This is a genomic window from Halocalculus aciditolerans (assembly GCF_014647475.1).
GTDB classification, from domain to species: Archaea; Halobacteriota; Halobacteria; order Halobacteriales; family Halobacteriaceae; genus Halocalculus; species Halocalculus aciditolerans.
In genome coordinates this window covers 1,236,706-1,250,801 of sequence record NZ_BMPG01000001.1, presented here as the reverse complement: position 1 = coordinate 1,250,801, position 14,096 = coordinate 1,236,706, and the positions used below count along the sequence as shown (strand labels likewise).

The following is a 14,096-nucleotide window of genomic DNA, read 5'->3' as shown; positions in this document are numbered from 1 at the left end:
CTCTAGGCCGTCTTCTATCGCCTCTCTGGTTCTCGTAAGACGGGGGCGCGGGCAATCGGCACGCTCCGTAACGAAGGATGTCTGCGAACTCTTCCTCGGGACAGACCGCTTTCGTCGCCCGGGAATTCGAGACGTCCGTTGACGCTGATGCGGTCGATCAGTCCATCGAGACGCTGGACGCCATCGTTTCGAATCTCCGTGAGCAGATCGACGACGACACGCTGGAGAAGGCCCTCCGCGCGGACCCCGGAAGTTACCAGCTCAAAGCGAGCATGACGCGCGACGGTCTCCAACCGGAATCGTTCACGCAGGACGCCGTCGTCGATCCGCTTCTCGACGCACTCGGATACGACTACGCGACCGAAGCCGGTGGCCTCTCGGGAGGTCGGACACTGGTCGCGGATTACGCGGTGTCGCTCCGCGAGCACGACGAAATCGACTCGACGAGACTCCTCATCGAAGCGGAATCCATTAACAAGGACCTGCACAGCCGGAAGCACGGGCTCGGGCAGGTCCGGGACTGGCTCAGTCAGCGGGAGTTCGAGTCGGACTTCGGCTTCGCAACCGACGGCCTCCGCTGGGTCTTCGTTCGGTACGATCCGGACTCGTACACCCACAACGTCATCGAGGAAGTAGACCTCCGCCCGGTCCTCCTCGCGCTCTTCGAGAATCAGGTCGGACGGCGCGAAGATCCGACCGCAGCTGTTCTCGATGCCGACCGAGACCTCGTCTCTCGTCTCCTCCGAACGTTCGAATACGAGAACTTCGTCACCATCGCGGGCGATGCCCGCCAAGTCATCGAACGCAAGCGCGAGGAGATTACGGACGAGTTCTACGACGACTACGTGCGGTACGTCTTCGGTGTCGTGGACGACGACGAGACGACCACGCGCTCGCTCGTCGGTGACGGCGTCGTCGCAGCGGACGGGGCGAACGAGGACGACGTCAGGCTATTCTCGGTCGAACTGATGAACCGGCTCGTCTTCATCAAGTTCCTCGAAGACAAGTCCCTCGTCCACCCCGACCTGCTCGACACCCTCAAGGACACCTATCAGGACGGGATGTATCCCGGGTCGTTCTACGAGACGTTCCTCCAGCCGCTCTTCTACGACGTCCTGAACGAGGAACGCGGGAACCGTCCCGCCAACGTTCAGAACATCGACCTCTTCGAAGGTATCCCCTACCTCAACGGCGGGCTCTTCCGGGCGACGATTGAGAACGAAGCGGACTTCGACGTCCGGAACTCCGTCCTCCTCTCCATCGTTGACCTCCTCGAACGGTACAGTTTCTCGGCGGGGGGCGCGCCGACCGACCTCGACCCGAGCGTCCTCGGGAACGTCTTCGAGAAGACTATCAACTACGTTACGAGCGACAACGCCGACACGAACAAGGAACTCGGAGCGTACTACACGCCCAGCGAGATAACGCGATTCTCCGCCGAGGAGACCGTCCGGCCAGCGCTCCTCGACCGGTTCGAAACCGCGCTGGTCGAACGCGCCGACTGGCCCGAACACGAGGCAAGGGGTTTCGACTCGGTGTACGACCTCATCGAGGAGCTCCCGGGGCGGTGGAGTACGATAAGCGCGCTCCTCGCCGAGGTTGACGAGTTCCGCGTGGTCGATCCGGCCTGCGGGAGCGGGCATTTCCTCACGTCCGTCCTCGAAGAGATCGTCAACGTTCGCCGAGCGCTGTACGCTCGGTCCGATTCCTACCCCGACGCGTACAAACTCCGCAAAACGACCGTCCTCAACAATATCTACGGCGTGGACCTAATGGGGCCAGCGGTTGAGATTGCGAAGCTCCGGTGCTGGCTCTCCGTCATCTCGGCGCTCGAAACCGAGAACCTCGACGACCTCGCCGAGGACGACGCGCTCGCGCTTCCGAACGTCGCGTTCAACCTCCGCGAGGGGAACAGCCTGATCGGGTACACGGGCTTCCCCGAGACGACCGATGAGGGTGATTACAGACTCGGGAGTTTCAGCGAGGACAGCGTCCGCGACCGCTATCATGACATCATCGAGGAAATAGAAGCGCACGAGAACGCGCTCGACAGCGAGACCGCTGAGGAACACCGAACGCGGGCGAACGAGAAACTGGAGATCGCCCGCGAGGAACTCATCGGCGATATACAGCGGGACTTCGAGGAAGCCGGCATTGAAGACATAGCCACGGAGACGGTCGCCGAGATGGAACCGTTCAACTGGGTGCTGGAGTTCGCTGAGGTATACGCCGATGGTGGCTTCGACGTAGTCATCGGAAACCCGCCGTGGGACAGAATCACTCCTCAGCGTGACGATTACTTCACCCGATTTGATCCCGAGTTCAGAACGCTCCTCCCGGAAGCGAAAAAGGCCCGACAAGACGAATTGATGGAAGACCCTGATATCCGGGAGGGGTGGGAAGAATACAAACGGAGCGTGGAGATTCAGGCGGATTACTTCAACAACACAGACGACTACGAACTTCAGCGGCCGACCGTCGCAGGTAGAACTCAGGCAACTGAGAACGATCTCTCTGCCCTGTTCCTCGAACGAGTCTTCCAGATAGCCCGTGACGACGGATACGTCTCGCAGGTACTACCGGGCGCAATTTTCAATGGCTCGTCGACCAAAGACCTTCGACTACATTTACTCGATGAGACAGAGATCAAGTCTCTCATCACATTCGAGAACAAGGGAATCTTCCCCGAGATAGACAACCGGTACAACTTCGGGGTTCTCGCTTTCGAGAACAGAGGTTCAACGGACGAACTCCAAGGAGTCTTCCAGCAAAACGATGTGAACGTGCTGAAGGAGTTCGAAGAACGCGCTATCTCCATCTCACGGAGGGTCCTACGAGAATATTCGCCTGAGGCCGCTATTTTCCCATATCTCGGCTCACAAGAGGAGGCAGACGTACTGGACGTGATCTTGTCTCACCCCGCGATTAGTGAAGAACAAGGAGATGCATGGCGGGTAGAACCATACGCAGAACTGCACCGCGGTAGTGACGTTGACCGCTTCATTGAGTCAGAAGAGGCCGGCGACTATCCTGTGCTTGGCGGGAGTAACATCTACCAGTTCATGTATGACTCGTCTGTCTTGGCTGACTTGGAGGAGCCGAAGTTCTGGAGCGTTGACGAAGAGGAAAACCCCGAGCTGAGCGCAAAGCGCCGGATTCGGGAGAAAAGCCTCCCGAAACTGAAGCGTGGTCTCTACGACGCCTTCGATGGCTCGGGTTCGCAGATTGGCTTCGTAAACGACCTTCTCGAAGAGCATCGCGGGGAGCCGCTGTCGGAGGACGACGTGCTTCTCGATTGCACTGAATATCGTATCGCCTATCGGGATATCGCCCGCTCAACTGACGAGCGAACGCTCATCTCGACTGTTCTCCCGAAAGGAACGGTCTGTCACGATAAGGCCCCGACCCTCCGGCCTTACGAGGTGTCTCCCGAGGAGGACGACCTCTCCGAAATGCCGCTTCACGGCGCTTACGAGCGCATTTACGCTGATGAGGAACTGTTCGTGACGGTCGGTCTCCTCAATAGCCTCCCGTTCGACTTCCTCATGCGGACGAAGGTGGACTCGACTGTCGTCTTTTACAAACTGAAAGAGTCACAGGCACCCCGCCTTACTGAGGGCGACGAGTGGTTCGACTACGTCTGGACGCGGGCCGCGCGGCTCAACTGCTACGGGGAGGACTTCAAGGAGATGCGTAACCGCCTCGGCGGTATCGAACCGGTGACGGAGATGGCCGAGCGCCGCGAGGTGCAGGCCGAACTCGACGCCGCTGCGTTCCACGCCTACGGGCTCGACCGCGATCAGACGGCGTTCGTCCTCGACGACTTCCACCGCGTACAGAACCCCCGCCTGATGGACGAGGAGTACTTCGAGACGGTGCTGGCGAAGTACGACGACCTCGCCTGAGAGCGCTCTCCTCACAGATCTACGGCTGACCGCCGTAACGTGTCAGTGGATATTGCTGAGCGCGCGGCGCGTCATCGCACCGTCGACGTTGAGGTACTGTTGGGCGGTTTCGAGGTCCTTCCAGCCGAACATCGCGCGAAGCGCGGGCATGTCCAAACCCCGACTGGCGTGATAGGAGGCCGCGGTCGCGCGGAGCCCGTGCGGTGACGTCGCGTCCGCCGGTAGTCGCGGCGCGTGATCGAGTGTCGTGTTGAGGCGGCGCTGTACCGTTGAGAACGAGTACGGCCAGCCGCCGTGGCGTTCGTCGAGGAACTCCAGTGCGACGTGGACGCGGGGCGAGAAGTGGAAGGGGACGGCGCGCGCGCCGGCGGTCGTCTTGGGCTGCCAGTACTCCCGTTCGAGTTCCGCGAAGCTCCGGTCCGACGACCGGACCTGCTGTTCGATGACCTGCCGACAGTACCCGCAGAGGCTGCCGTCTCGGCCCTTCGTACACTGGTGGTGGAGCGGAATGCGGATCATCTGGCGTTGCCAGTCGATCCACGACGAGGAGAGATGCGTGAACTCACCGGGCCGAAGTCCGAGGCGACCACCGACGAGGACGAGCGCGCGCGCTTCGAGCGCCTTCTCGTCGTCGTCGATCCGGTAGGTCGCCCGGATCAAGCGTTCGAAATCGCGCTCCGTCAGGGACCGCTCCCGAGTTGCTGGCATAGACCGTGCTACGCCGATCCGGTACACCACACTATCGCTCCACTCGGACGAATAGGGCGAATTATTCGAGTATCGATCCCAGTCAGATCCGGAGAGATATGCCAGTCCGAAACGCGAGTGAGGAGGGGGACGTCTCGGACCGAGCGCTCCGACGGTACTACGTCTCGACGCTCGTCTTCGGCGTCGATGCGCTCCTCCGCGCTGAGGGCGCGTTCTACAAGCCCGCGTTCGCCGGCACGAGATACGTAACGAACCGAGCGAGGTCGGCCTCTATCGCCTCCGCTACGTCCTCGGAGACCGAGCGTGGGCCTTGGGGATGAGCGAGATACACGCCACGCTTCGAGGGTCGATGCTCGGCCTCGTCGATCAGACGATGACGACCGCCGGCGAAATGGGTCCCAAGTTGAGCGCGCACGACGTGGACTGGACGTACATCGCCGGGGCCGCGTTCGTGGTGTCGCCACTTGAACAACATCTTGATCGACTTCTAGCAGTTGCGCTTGTGGGCGGCGCTGATGTCGCGCTTTGCGAGGTGGGTCATCCACGCGTCGGCGTGGTCGTGAGTGACGTTGGCGGTGTAGCCGCCTTCGAGTTCCTCCCAGACGTACCGTAGAAGCGGGCCATGCGGTAGCAGCGCGGTTCGACGGTCCCTTTGGCGTAGCCGGTGGCCGTGTCTGGGTCCTTACCGAAGTGAGGAGCCACTCGATGCAAGATTCGCGTTCGGCCTTGTAATCGAGTCGTTGTCGTGGATCGAGAAACTCGTCGGCGGGTTGGGTGACGAGCGGGAAGTCGTCGAGGTCCATCAGCGATCCCGCCTCAGTCTGCGGGTTTTTCCGTTTTCGGTGAGTCCTTCGAACCGAATTGATGCGACAAACGTCCTAATCGAAAGACGGCGTCGGGGCGTCCGAGTCCGCCTGTCTTTGTTGCCCTGGAGCAATGGTGATCACACTCATTGTTCACAGACCAGAATCTCAAGACGTCGGAAGGAAAGGAGTGCTCCGTCAGGGATTCGAACCCTGGTCCTTGCCGTGAGAGGGCAAGATGATTGGCCGGACTACACCAACGGAGCGTACCTGCATCGCCACGTCCGTTGTGGCGTGCGCATTCGGTAGAAGGACGCGGGTGTATAAAAACGCGTTGAAGCGTGAGCGTCGTGGGAAGGGTTCACTCGTCGGGGTCGGGGTCGGGGCGGTTGTCTCTGGCGGCGTCGGGTTCGTGGCCGGGGAGGGAGACGACGTTTTCGCGGCCGATGCGGAGGCGGGTGATCCGGTCGTCGTCTTCCATGTCGGAGAGGAGCATGCTGACTTTGGATTTGGACCAGTCGGTTTCGTCGACGATGGAGGCCTGACGCATGCGGCCGCCGTGGTCTTCGAGGAGGTTGATGACGCGTCGGTCGTCGGTGAGGAGGTCGGCGTCGGAGACGGCGGGTTCGGCGGCGACGTCGGCGGGCGGAGTGTCGGTGGAGGCGTCGGAGGGAGCGTCGCGGTGGCGGGTGTAGTAGGAGGCGGTGGCGGCGATGCCGAGGAGGGCGGCGAGGAGGACGCCGGCGAGGAGGAGGAGGGGGGAGACGCCGCCGTCACCGGTATCGCCGTTAGCGAGGGTAGTGCCGGTAGTGGTGAGAGCGGTGGTTCCGGGGGTCGTGGTGTTGGCGGTGGTGAGGACGATTCGGGGGCGTTCGTCGGTGAATTGGCGTTCGCCGAGCCAGGTGAGGGTGTCGCTGTCGGCGAGGGTGGTGCCGGAGAGGGCGTCGGGGGTGGGTTCGGCGGTGGCGAAGTCGAGGCCGGGGGCGGCGGTGACGACGAAGCGTTGGTCGTCGGCGATGTAGAGGCCGCCGTCGAAGAGGTCGCCGACGATGACGCGGTCGCCGTCGACGCGGGCGAACCCGGTCCAGGTAAAGCTCATCTCGATGACGCCGAGGTCGTCGTTGAGGCCGCGGACGGCGGCGTCGCGGGAGAAGTGGGTGGCGGTCATGGAGCGGCCGGTGGCGTTCTGGCCGTCGGCGACGAGGTCGGTGGCGCGGGTGCGGAAGGACTGGTAGAGGGCGGTTTCGTTGGCTTCGAAGCGGTCGGCGTAGGTGCGGAAGGCTTGGCGTTGGCTCTCGTTGTCGAGGGCGGTCTGGTAGGTGAAGGTCCAGCGGGCGCTGCCGTTCTCGTGGACGGTGACGGTGTAGTGGACGCTGTCGAAGTCGGTCTGGTTCGTCGCGGCGGCTGCGGGGGTGGCCGCGCCGGTGAGCGCGAGGCCGAGGACGGCGAACGCGGTGAGGAGGCCGGCGAGGACCCTCGTCATACCTTCGTTTTCACGGGTGACTGGATAAAGCCCTTCTCTTACTGTGTTCCGTCGGTGGTGAGGGGGGCGTCGGGAGCGTTGCGTTTGACGCTCTGTGCGCCCTGTTCGGCCTTCTGTTTGGAGGCGTAGCCCTGACCGGAGTCGGCGAGGATGTTGCCGTTGCGGTGGACGAGTCGCCAGCGCCACTGGCCGTCGGCGTCCTCGTAGAGCTCGAACCGGGCGTCGGAGTCAGCGTCGGACATAGGCGGGTGGTGGGGCGGCGGCGTGAAAAACGTGGGTGGCCGTGGGGGTCCCGTGACGTGGTCGGGGTCGCGTGTTCGGCCGCCCAGTCTTATTGTGGTCGGGGGAGAACCTCCGAGTGCATGTACGATAGAATCCTGCTCGCGACCGACGGGACGGTCGCGTCGGAGAACGCGGAGACGCACGCGATCGACCTGGCGGCGGAGCACGACGCGGAGCTGCACGCGCTCTACGTGGTGGACGAGAGCGTCTATAGCGCGTACAGCGGCGACGAGTACGTCGACGAGGCGGAGGGGCCGGAGCACGGGCTGGAAGAGCAGGGTCGAGAGGCGTTGGCGGAGGTGCGGACGGCGGCGGAGAGCGTCGGCGTCGACGTCGTGGAGGCCGTCGAGCACGGCGACCCGGCGGAGGTGACGGTGGCGTACGCGGAGAAGGCGGACGTGGACCTCATCGTGCTCGGGACGAAGCGCCGGCCGGCGGAGTACCGCGCGCTCCTCGGGAGCACGACCGACCGCGTGCTGCGGCTGACTGAGCGGCCGGCTATCGTCGTGAAGACGGAGACGAGCGCGGACCGGTAGCGGCGGGAGAACGAATCGGCAGCGTATCACGACTTTTCGGCTTCTACCGAACGCGCTCAGTTTCTGACAACCGAAATTTAGGCAGTGCGAAAAAATGTTTTCTTGGAAGTAACGTTTAAGTGCTTCACGCGAGTATCTCGAAGTGAAATGAACACCCAGAAGACGGTTCGCCGAGAAGCGGGTACGGTCGAAGAGAACGCGCTGCGTCTGGATCGGGAGAAGGCCGAGCAGGTCGTCGAAGCGCTGAACGTCGACCTCGCCGCGACGTACGTGCTCTACCACCAGCTCCGCAAGCACCACTGGAACGTCGAGGGCGCGGAGTTCAACGACCTCCACGAGTTCCTCGGCGACAAGGCCGAAGAGGCCGAAGCGTCGGCGGACGAGCTCGCAGAGCGCGTGCAGGCGCTCGGCGGCGTCCCCGTCAGCGGGCCCGCGAACCTCGAGGAGCACGCGCCCGTCGAGTTCGAGGGCGAGGACGTCTACGACATCCGGACCTCCCTGGAGAACGACCGCGAGATGTACGGCGACGTCATCGAAACCGTCCGCGAGCACGTCGGTCTCGCGGAGGGGTTAGAGGATTACGCGACGAGCGAGCTCCTCCGCGACGTCCTCGAAGACCTCGAGGACGCGGCGCACGAAGTCGACCACTACCTCGAGGACGACACGCTCGTCTTAGAGAGCGCGGCGCAGTAAGATGACGCAGCCACGGACCGGGCGGCTGGTTCACGACCTCGACGGCGCGACCGTCCGCCAGGCGTGGGGGACGGTCGAGGAGAACGCCGTCCGGCTCGACCGGGCGGACGCCGAACGGGTCGTCGAGGCGCTCAACGTCGACCACGCGAGCGCGTTCAACCTCTTCTACCTCCTCCGCAAACACTACTGGACGGCGGAAGGAGCGGAGCACGAGGAGGTCGCGGACTTCCTGAAGGACGCCTACCAGCGGGCTCGCGCGTTGAACGACGACCTCGCGGAGCGCATCACGCAGCTCGGCGGGGTGCCGGCGAGCACGCCGCCGCAGCTCCAGGAGTACGCGGCCGTCCACCTCGAAGCCGAACACCTCTTCGACCTGCGGTCGTCCCTCGAGGGCGACCTCGAGGCGTACGCGACGCTCGCCGCGAGCATGCGCGAGCACGTCGCGCTCGCCGCCGACGTCGGCGACGAGGCGACGCGCGAACTCCTCCAAGAGGAGCTCGAAGAGGTCGAGGAGGACGCGCACACGCTGGAGAACCTGCTGGCGGACGACACGCTCGTTCGAACGGAGGCGATGCGATGAGCGCGCCACACCTCCACAACCCCGGCGAGGAGGCGCTCCGCCGCGAGTGGGGGAGCGTCGAGGGGAACGCGCTCCGCATCGACCGGGAGCGAGCCGAGCGCCTCGTCGAGGCGCTGAACGCCGACCTCTCCGGGCTCTACATCCTGTTCAATCAGGTGCGCAAGCATTACTGGACGATGGAGGGCCGGGAGGTCGGGCCGGTCGTCGAGTTCCTGAAGGACGCGGCGGACCGGCTGGCGGAGATGACGGACGGCCTCGCGATTCGCGTGCACGCGCTCGGTGGCGTGCCCGTGAACGGCCCGATGGGGATTCGACAGCACGCGCCGTTCGGCATCGAGGCGGGCGACGTCTACGACGTCCGGTCGTCCCTCTCGAACGACCTCGACGGGTACGCGACGCTCGCCGCGAGCATGCGCGAGCACGTCGCGCTCGCCGACGACCTCGGCGACGAGGCGACGCTGGAACTCGTCCGCGAGCACCTGCGGACTATCGAAGCGGACGCACACGTCCTCGAACGGATGCTGGCGGACGACACGCTCGTCCGCACAGAGTAAGGAGACCTATTCTTCGGGCGTGACGGTGAGGTCGGTGGCGATCCAGCCGTCGCCGTTGCCGTCTTCGGTGAAGACGGCGCGGTCGGTGTGGATTTCTCGGCAGTAGACCGTGGGCGAGTCGGTCGCGTCCGGGTTCGGGCGCGCGTCGTCGTTTTCGGGGTCGTCGGGGTGTGCGGTCCGGCGAGAGGAAGCCATCACCCGCCTTTAGGTAGACCTAAACCAAAAACGTTCGGGTCGCCGTGACACCCGCGCGAGAAGCACGTTTTAGGCTTGCCTAAATTCCGAAAGAGGTTTAACGGTTTAGGCCGGCCTAACTCTCGTGTGCAGTGACGCATCGACCACCGGCGCGACGGGACGCCCGTGCGGACGGACGGCGCGTGAGTGCTCGACGGCGCGAGCCCGTCGGAGGCGTGTCGCGTAGGATGCCACGGCGTTCGCGCCGCGCGCGGCTCTGGGCCGGCGTCTTCCTCGGCCTCTGCGGGCGCGGGAAGAGCGAGGACGACACGGAGAGCGCGGAGGGCGGGGAGTGACGGCTTTCGGCCATCGTCGCGTGTTCACCGTCGGTGCGTAGCGTGGCGGGTGCGACCCGCTACCTGCGCGCGCTCTACGAACTCGCCGACGAGCCGGGCGAGCGCGTCTCGACCGGCGATCTCTCGGCGGCCGTCGACCGCTCGCGCGCGACGACCACCGAGACCGTTCAGCGACTCGAAGCCCGCGGCCTCGTCGACTACGAAGCCTACCAGGGCGTCCAACTCACCACCGAGGGCGTGCTCGAAGCGCGAGCCGCCGAGGAAGAGTACGAGGTGCTCCGCCGGTTCTTCGACGACGTCCTCGACGTCCCCGACCCGGAGCGGGAAGCCGACGCCGTCGCCGGCGTGCTCAGCCCCGACGTCCTCGACCAACTCCACGGCCTCGTGGAGACGCAGCGACTGGACAGCAACGCGGAGTGAACGGCGGCGCGTGCGGTGCGTTACGGCGCGAGGCGGTTCTTCCGGTTCTTCATGTTCTCCTCGTAGTAGTCGAAGGTGATGGGACACCAGTCGCCGGCGAGGTCGAGCACGGATTCGGTGAGTTCGCGGACCTCCCACTGGGCGTCGGCGGCGGCGCGCATGTCGGCGACGTGCATGAGCATGCGGGCGTTCAGGCTCATCACCATGTTGACGCTCGTGCCGATGGGCAGGACGAAGCGCGCGTCCTCGGGGGCCATCCCGAGGTCGAGGAGGTCCTGGTAGTCCTGGACGGACTGCTGGACGGAGTTCTCGAAGACCTCGCGGCGTTTCTCTACCGTCTCTTCGTCGACGCTCCCGGTCTTCTGGTTCCGGCCGACCCAGTCGGGGTCGTCGGCAGCGGGCGGCGTGACGACGAACTCGCCCTCGGTGACGTCCTCGGGGTCGACGTCGTCGAAGGCGACGTACCGCATGGACTGGACGTCGAAGGAGACGTGGCGGTGGCGAGTGATCTGCGCCATGCACGAGCGAGAGATGCCCTTCACGTGGAAGGTCGCCTGCACGTGCTCGAAGGGGCCGTAGTGGCCGTGTGCGAGCAGGTGGCCGATGAGGGTCTCCTTCTTCTCGGTTAAACTGTCGCCCTCGACGGACACCATGACGTCCTCGAAGGCCATGTCTCCACCGTACTCTGACATGTAATCGTTCCGAGCGGCGCGGCAGACGAGTTCCTCCGGGTCCGACGTGGCTTCGAGGAGTTCGACTTGCATACCGTGTTGTCGGCCGCGTGCCGGCGTAAAAGTTTCCGAATTTCCGAACCCGACCCAAAATACTATCAGTACATACCAAAAGTATACTATCACTGACTAGTCTGTTGGCCATCACTATTAACACCGGAGAATTCGTTCTCCGATGTGACACATGACAGAGTCAATAGCACACAGTACAGCGAGAGAGTCCGAAGAGAGCCCCGGAGCGGGCCACGGAGGAGGTTTGACATGACACGCGTTCGTGCTGTCGTCCTGTCGACGTTCCTCGTGCTCGCCGCCGTCGGCGGCACCGTCGCCTTCGCGGGCACCGCCGCGGCCGTCTCGAACGCCGGCGTCGCCCTGAACGACTCCACGGCCGGCGTCGTCACGAACCACGCCGTCACCGCGACCGTCGACTCCGACGAAGACGGCAGTTCGCTCGGCAGCGTCTACGTCGACTACAGCTCTGGTACGTCCGCGACTGACGTGAGCAACGTCGACCAATCCGACGTCACCGAGGCCTACATCGTCCGCGACGACGACGACACCCGCGAGAGCGTGATGGACGACCTGACCGGCGTGAAAAAGTCGAACGACGGACACACGCTCAAGGTCACCTTCGGCGGGAGCTACTCCCTCGACAAGAACGACGTCGTCCACGTCACGTACGACGACGTCCAGAACCCGAAGAGCGCCGGTGACTACCAGACCGACGTCACGCTGAACCAGGACAGCAGCACCGCGAAGGAGACCGTGAAATTCGAGGTCACGGAGCGAGACCTCAAGCTGAACGTCACGGCGTCGCCGCCGGACGATGACCGCGCTGCGACCCACCGCGTCGCCGCGACGCCGGGCTCCCCGGTCTCCGGTGAGGTGCTCGACTCCTTCACCCTCGACTACGGGAGCGAGTACTCCGGTGACCTCTCCGCCGTCGACGCCGCGGCCGTGAACGCCGCCTTCGTCGACGCGGACGGGGACTACGAGAAGGACGACGGTGAGACGTCGCTCTCCGTGTCGAAAGTCACGAACGATAACGGCGCGCTCACGTTCACCTTCGACGGCTCGCACGAGCTCTCACAGGACACGCCCGTCGTGCTCGCCTACGACGCGGAGAACCCCGCGTCCGCCGGCAGCGTCGCCGTGACCGGGTACTTCAACGGTGAGACGACGACGACGGCGAGCGACACGCTCCACATCGAGGACCTCCCGCTCGCTCACGTCCACCCGTACGCGCACTACTCCGGGGCGAACACGACGCACGACGTCCACGTCCACGACCTCGGCGCGAACAACGTCGGCGACTCCCTGAACGGCATCAAAATCAACTACGGCGCGGGGTCTCATCCCGCTGACGTTGCTGGCGTCGACCAGAGCGACATCCAGTACGTCGAGATCTACCGGAGCGGCGAAATCGTCAACGCCACCGGTGACTTATCGAGCGCCGACGCGAGCGACGACGGGAAGACGTTGACGCTCGGCTTCACCGGGAACTACAACCTCAAGGAGGGCGACGAGATTCACGTCTCCTTCGACGACGTGAAGAACCCGACCGTCTCCGGAACGACCGCGTCCGAAGTCGGCGTCACGGTGAACCCGCAGTCCTCGGGCAAGACGGCGTACGACACCGTCAACTACCGCGAGGCGCAGCTGCGTGCGACGGTGCACTCGGCCAGCGGTGACGCCGCGCGGAACGCCACGCACACCACGGAGTTCTCGCCCGGGCAGACGCAGGGCGGCGACGACCTGAGCAGCGTCACGGTCTCCTACGACGAGTTAGACGCGGAGTGGTACACGTCGCCGACGTTCGACGGCAACCTCTCGCAGGTCGACGCTGAAGACGTCGAGGCCGTCACCGAGAACGGCCAGGAGCTGAGCGTGACGTCCGTCACGCATCCGATCGAGGCGAAAGTCACGTTCGAGTTCGACGGGAGTTACGCCCTCGAGACGAACACTGAAGTGACTCTGCAGTACCACGACGTTCAGAGCCCGACGACCGCCGGAGCGTACGACGCGAACGTCAACGTGAACAGCGAGAGCGCCGCGGAAACGTCGACGTGGATTCGCGTCTACGCGAACACGTCGACGGCTAACGCGTCTCTGAGCACCGCGGACGACACGCCGGGTTCGACGACGACGCACACGGTGACCGCGACCGCCGCACCCGGTGACGACAGCGACCGCCTCGACGGCATCGAAATCCAGTACGAGGGCGACGTCACGCTCGACTCGCTCACCGTGGAATCCGTCGGCATCGATACGAACGGTGACGGCACCGCCGAGACGTCGGTCGCCGCGTCCGACTACTCGGTCTCCACGTCCGACGGCGGGATCGACATCGCCGTCAGCGGCCACACCGTCGACGCCGACGACCGAGTCGTCGTCGAGTACAGCGGCGTGACGAACCCGTCCAGCGAGAGCGAGACGACCGTGCAGGTCGGAATCAACAACGCCATCGACGCGGGGTACGCCTCGGCGGTCCTCGACGTGAACGCCGAGGACACGAGCGGCGGCAACAGCGGGTCGTCCGACGACGGTGACGACGACTCCAGTTCGAACGACGGGAACTCCAACCCGAACAACTCCGGGTCGAGCGGCTCCGACGACGGCTCGAACTCGGGTTCGGGCTCCGACTCCAGTTCGAACAACACGACGACGGCCACGACCACGTCGACGGTGACGACGACGGCTTCGTCGGACGACGGGTCGAACGCCGACTCGACGACGACCACGATGACCACGTCGAGTGAGACGACGACGTCGACGCAGTCGCCCGGCTTCGGCGTCGCCGTCGCGCTCGTCGCACTCCTCGGCGCGGCGCTCGTCGCGCTCCGCCGGCGGGACTAACGTCCTGACTGGCTC

The 14,096-nt window shown here is 64.5% G+C and carries 14 protein-coding genes and 1 tRNA gene; 9 read left to right on the top strand and 6 right to left on the bottom strand.

The window, feature by feature from the left end; translation table 11 throughout:
- The first annotated feature begins 77 nt into the window (after nucleotides 1–77).
- Complete coding sequence (locus IEY26_RS06545; RefSeq protein WP_188977044.1) at nucleotides 78–3,905, top strand: Eco57I restriction-modification methylase domain-containing protein; 3,828 nt, start codon at nucleotides 78–80, stop codon at nucleotides 3,903–3,905.
- A 42-nt stretch (nucleotides 3,906–3,947) separates the two neighbouring features.
- On the opposite strand, the gene IEY26_RS06540 is transcribed toward IEY26_RS06545, so the two are convergent.
- Nucleotides 3,948–4,613 (bottom strand): tyrosine-type recombinase/integrase, encoded by a 666-nt coding sequence (locus IEY26_RS06540; RefSeq protein ID WP_188977042.1) that lies wholly within the window; start codon nucleotides 4,611–4,613, stop codon nucleotides 3,948–3,950.
- Between the two features lie 98 nt (nucleotides 4,614–4,711).
- Between IEY26_RS06540 and IEY26_RS06535 the strand changes: the two genes are divergently transcribed.
- Nucleotides 4,712–4,933 (top strand): hypothetical protein, encoded by a 222-nt coding sequence (locus IEY26_RS06535; RefSeq protein WP_188977040.1) that lies wholly within the window; start codon nucleotides 4,712–4,714, stop codon nucleotides 4,931–4,933.
- Between the two features lie 29 nt (nucleotides 4,934–4,962).
- Complete coding sequence (locus tag IEY26_RS06530; RefSeq protein WP_188977038.1) at nucleotides 4,963–5,226, top strand: hypothetical protein; 264 nt, start codon at nucleotides 4,963–4,965, stop codon at nucleotides 5,224–5,226.
- 381 nt (nucleotides 5,227–5,607) lie between these two features.
- Here the strand turns inward: IEY26_RS06530 and IEY26_RS06525 are convergent.
- From IEY26_RS06525 to IEY26_RS06515, 3 genes are all read right to left on the bottom strand, one after another.
- Nucleotides 5,608–5,682 (bottom strand) — tRNA-Glu (locus IEY26_RS06525).
- A 95-nt stretch (nucleotides 5,683–5,777) separates the two neighbouring features.
- Nucleotides 5,778–6,899: a helix-turn-helix transcriptional regulator gene (locus IEY26_RS06520; RefSeq protein ID WP_188977036.1), complete on the bottom strand. Its 1,122-nt coding sequence runs from the start codon at nucleotides 6,897–6,899 to the stop codon at nucleotides 5,778–5,780.
- Nucleotides 6,900–6,937: 38 nt separating this feature from the next.
- Nucleotides 6,938–7,141 (bottom strand): HVO_2922 family protein, encoded by a 204-nt coding sequence (locus IEY26_RS06515; protein ID WP_188977034.1) that lies wholly within the window; start codon nucleotides 7,139–7,141, stop codon nucleotides 6,938–6,940.
- 120 nt (nucleotides 7,142–7,261) lie between these two features.
- Between IEY26_RS06515 and IEY26_RS06510 the strand changes: the two genes are divergently transcribed.
- The 4 genes from IEY26_RS06510 to dpsA (IEY26_RS06495) all read left to right on the top strand — a co-directional run bounded on the left by IEY26_RS06510 (nucleotide 7,262) and on the right by dpsA (IEY26_RS06495) (nucleotide 9,544).
- Nucleotides 7,262–7,717 carry a universal stress protein gene (locus tag IEY26_RS06510; RefSeq protein ID WP_188977032.1) on the top strand — a complete coding sequence of 152 codons (456 nt, stop codon included), beginning with the start codon at nucleotides 7,262–7,264 and terminating at the stop codon, nucleotides 7,715–7,717.
- A gap of 147 nt (nucleotides 7,718–7,864) precedes the next feature.
- Entirely contained in the window at nucleotides 7,865–8,410 is a 546-nt protein-coding gene (dpsA, locus tag IEY26_RS06505; protein WP_188977030.1) for a DNA starvation/stationary phase protection protein DpsA, read from the top strand.
- 1 nt (nucleotide 8,411) lies between these two features.
- Nucleotides 8,412–8,990, top strand: a complete 579-nt coding sequence (gene dpsA / locus IEY26_RS06500; protein WP_188977028.1) for a DNA starvation/stationary phase protection protein DpsA — start codon at nucleotides 8,412–8,414, stop codon at nucleotides 8,988–8,990.
- Nucleotides 8,987–9,544, top strand: coding sequence for a DNA starvation/stationary phase protection protein DpsA (dpsA, locus tag IEY26_RS06495; protein ID WP_188977026.1), 558 nt, complete (start codon nucleotides 8,987–8,989; stop codon nucleotides 9,542–9,544). The genes dpsA (IEY26_RS06500) and dpsA (IEY26_RS06495) overlap by 4 nt, the downstream gene beginning before the upstream one ends.
- 6 nt (nucleotides 9,545–9,550) lie before the next feature.
- On the opposite strand, the gene IEY26_RS06490 is transcribed toward dpsA (IEY26_RS06495), so the two are convergent.
- Nucleotides 9,551–9,739 (bottom strand): hypothetical protein, encoded by a 189-nt coding sequence (locus tag IEY26_RS06490; protein WP_188977024.1) that lies wholly within the window; start codon nucleotides 9,737–9,739, stop codon nucleotides 9,551–9,553.
- 368 nt (nucleotides 9,740–10,107) lie between these two features.
- Between IEY26_RS06490 and IEY26_RS06485 the strand changes: the two genes are divergently transcribed.
- Nucleotides 10,108–10,494, top strand: a complete 387-nt coding sequence (locus IEY26_RS06485) for a metal-dependent transcriptional regulator (protein ID WP_188977022.1) — start codon at nucleotides 10,108–10,110, stop codon at nucleotides 10,492–10,494.
- A gap of 20 nt (nucleotides 10,495–10,514) precedes the next feature.
- On the opposite strand, the gene thyX is transcribed toward IEY26_RS06485, so the two are convergent.
- Entirely contained in the window at nucleotides 10,515–11,258 is a 744-nt protein-coding gene (gene thyX, locus IEY26_RS06480; protein ID WP_188977020.1) for an FAD-dependent thymidylate synthase, read from the bottom strand.
- A 228-nt stretch (nucleotides 11,259–11,486) separates the two neighbouring features.
- On the opposite strand from thyX, the gene IEY26_RS06475 reads away from it, so the two are divergent.
- A complete protein-coding gene (locus IEY26_RS06475) occupies nucleotides 11,487–14,081 on the top strand; it encodes a PGF-CTERM sorting domain-containing protein (RefSeq protein WP_188977018.1) in 2,595 nt (864 codons plus the stop codon).
- The last annotated feature ends 15 nt before the right edge of the window (nucleotides 14,082–14,096 follow it).

Coding starts and splice junctions, on each gene's coding strand:
- dpsA (WP_188977028.1), top strand. CDS start 8,412: ATGACGCAGCCACGGACCGGGCGGCTGGTTCACGACCTCGACGGCGCG.
- IEY26_RS06540 (WP_188977042.1), bottom strand. CDS start 4,613: ATGCCAGCAACTCGGGAGCGGTCCCTGACGGAGCGCGATTTCGAACGC.
- thyX (WP_188977020.1), bottom strand. CDS start 11,258: ATGCAAGTCGAACTCCTCGAAGCCACGTCGGACCCGGAGGAACTCGTC.
- IEY26_RS06530 (WP_188977038.1), top strand. CDS start 4,963: ATGCTCGGCCTCGTCGATCAGACGATGACGACCGCCGGCGAAATGGGT.
- IEY26_RS06515 (WP_188977034.1), bottom strand. CDS start 7,141: ATGTCCGACGCTGACTCCGACGCCCGGTTCGAGCTCTACGAGGACGCC.
- IEY26_RS06545 (WP_188977044.1), top strand. CDS start 78: ATGTCTGCGAACTCTTCCTCGGGACAGACCGCTTTCGTCGCCCGGGAA.
- dpsA (WP_188977030.1), top strand. CDS start 7,865: ATGAACACCCAGAAGACGGTTCGCCGAGAAGCGGGTACGGTCGAAGAG.
- dpsA (WP_188977026.1), top strand. CDS start 8,987: ATGAGCGCGCCACACCTCCACAACCCCGGCGAGGAGGCGCTCCGCCGC.
- IEY26_RS06475 (WP_188977018.1), top strand. CDS start 11,487: ATGACACGCGTTCGTGCTGTCGTCCTGTCGACGTTCCTCGTGCTCGCC.
- IEY26_RS06535 (WP_188977040.1), top strand. CDS start 4,712: ATGCCAGTCCGAAACGCGAGTGAGGAGGGGGACGTCTCGGACCGAGCG.
- IEY26_RS06490 (WP_188977024.1), bottom strand. CDS start 9,739: ATGGCTTCCTCTCGCCGGACCGCACACCCCGACGACCCCGAAAACGAC.
- IEY26_RS06520 (WP_188977036.1), bottom strand. CDS start 6,899: ATGACGAGGGTCCTCGCCGGCCTCCTCACCGCGTTCGCCGTCCTCGGC.
- IEY26_RS06510 (WP_188977032.1), top strand. CDS start 7,262: ATGTACGATAGAATCCTGCTCGCGACCGACGGGACGGTCGCGTCGGAG.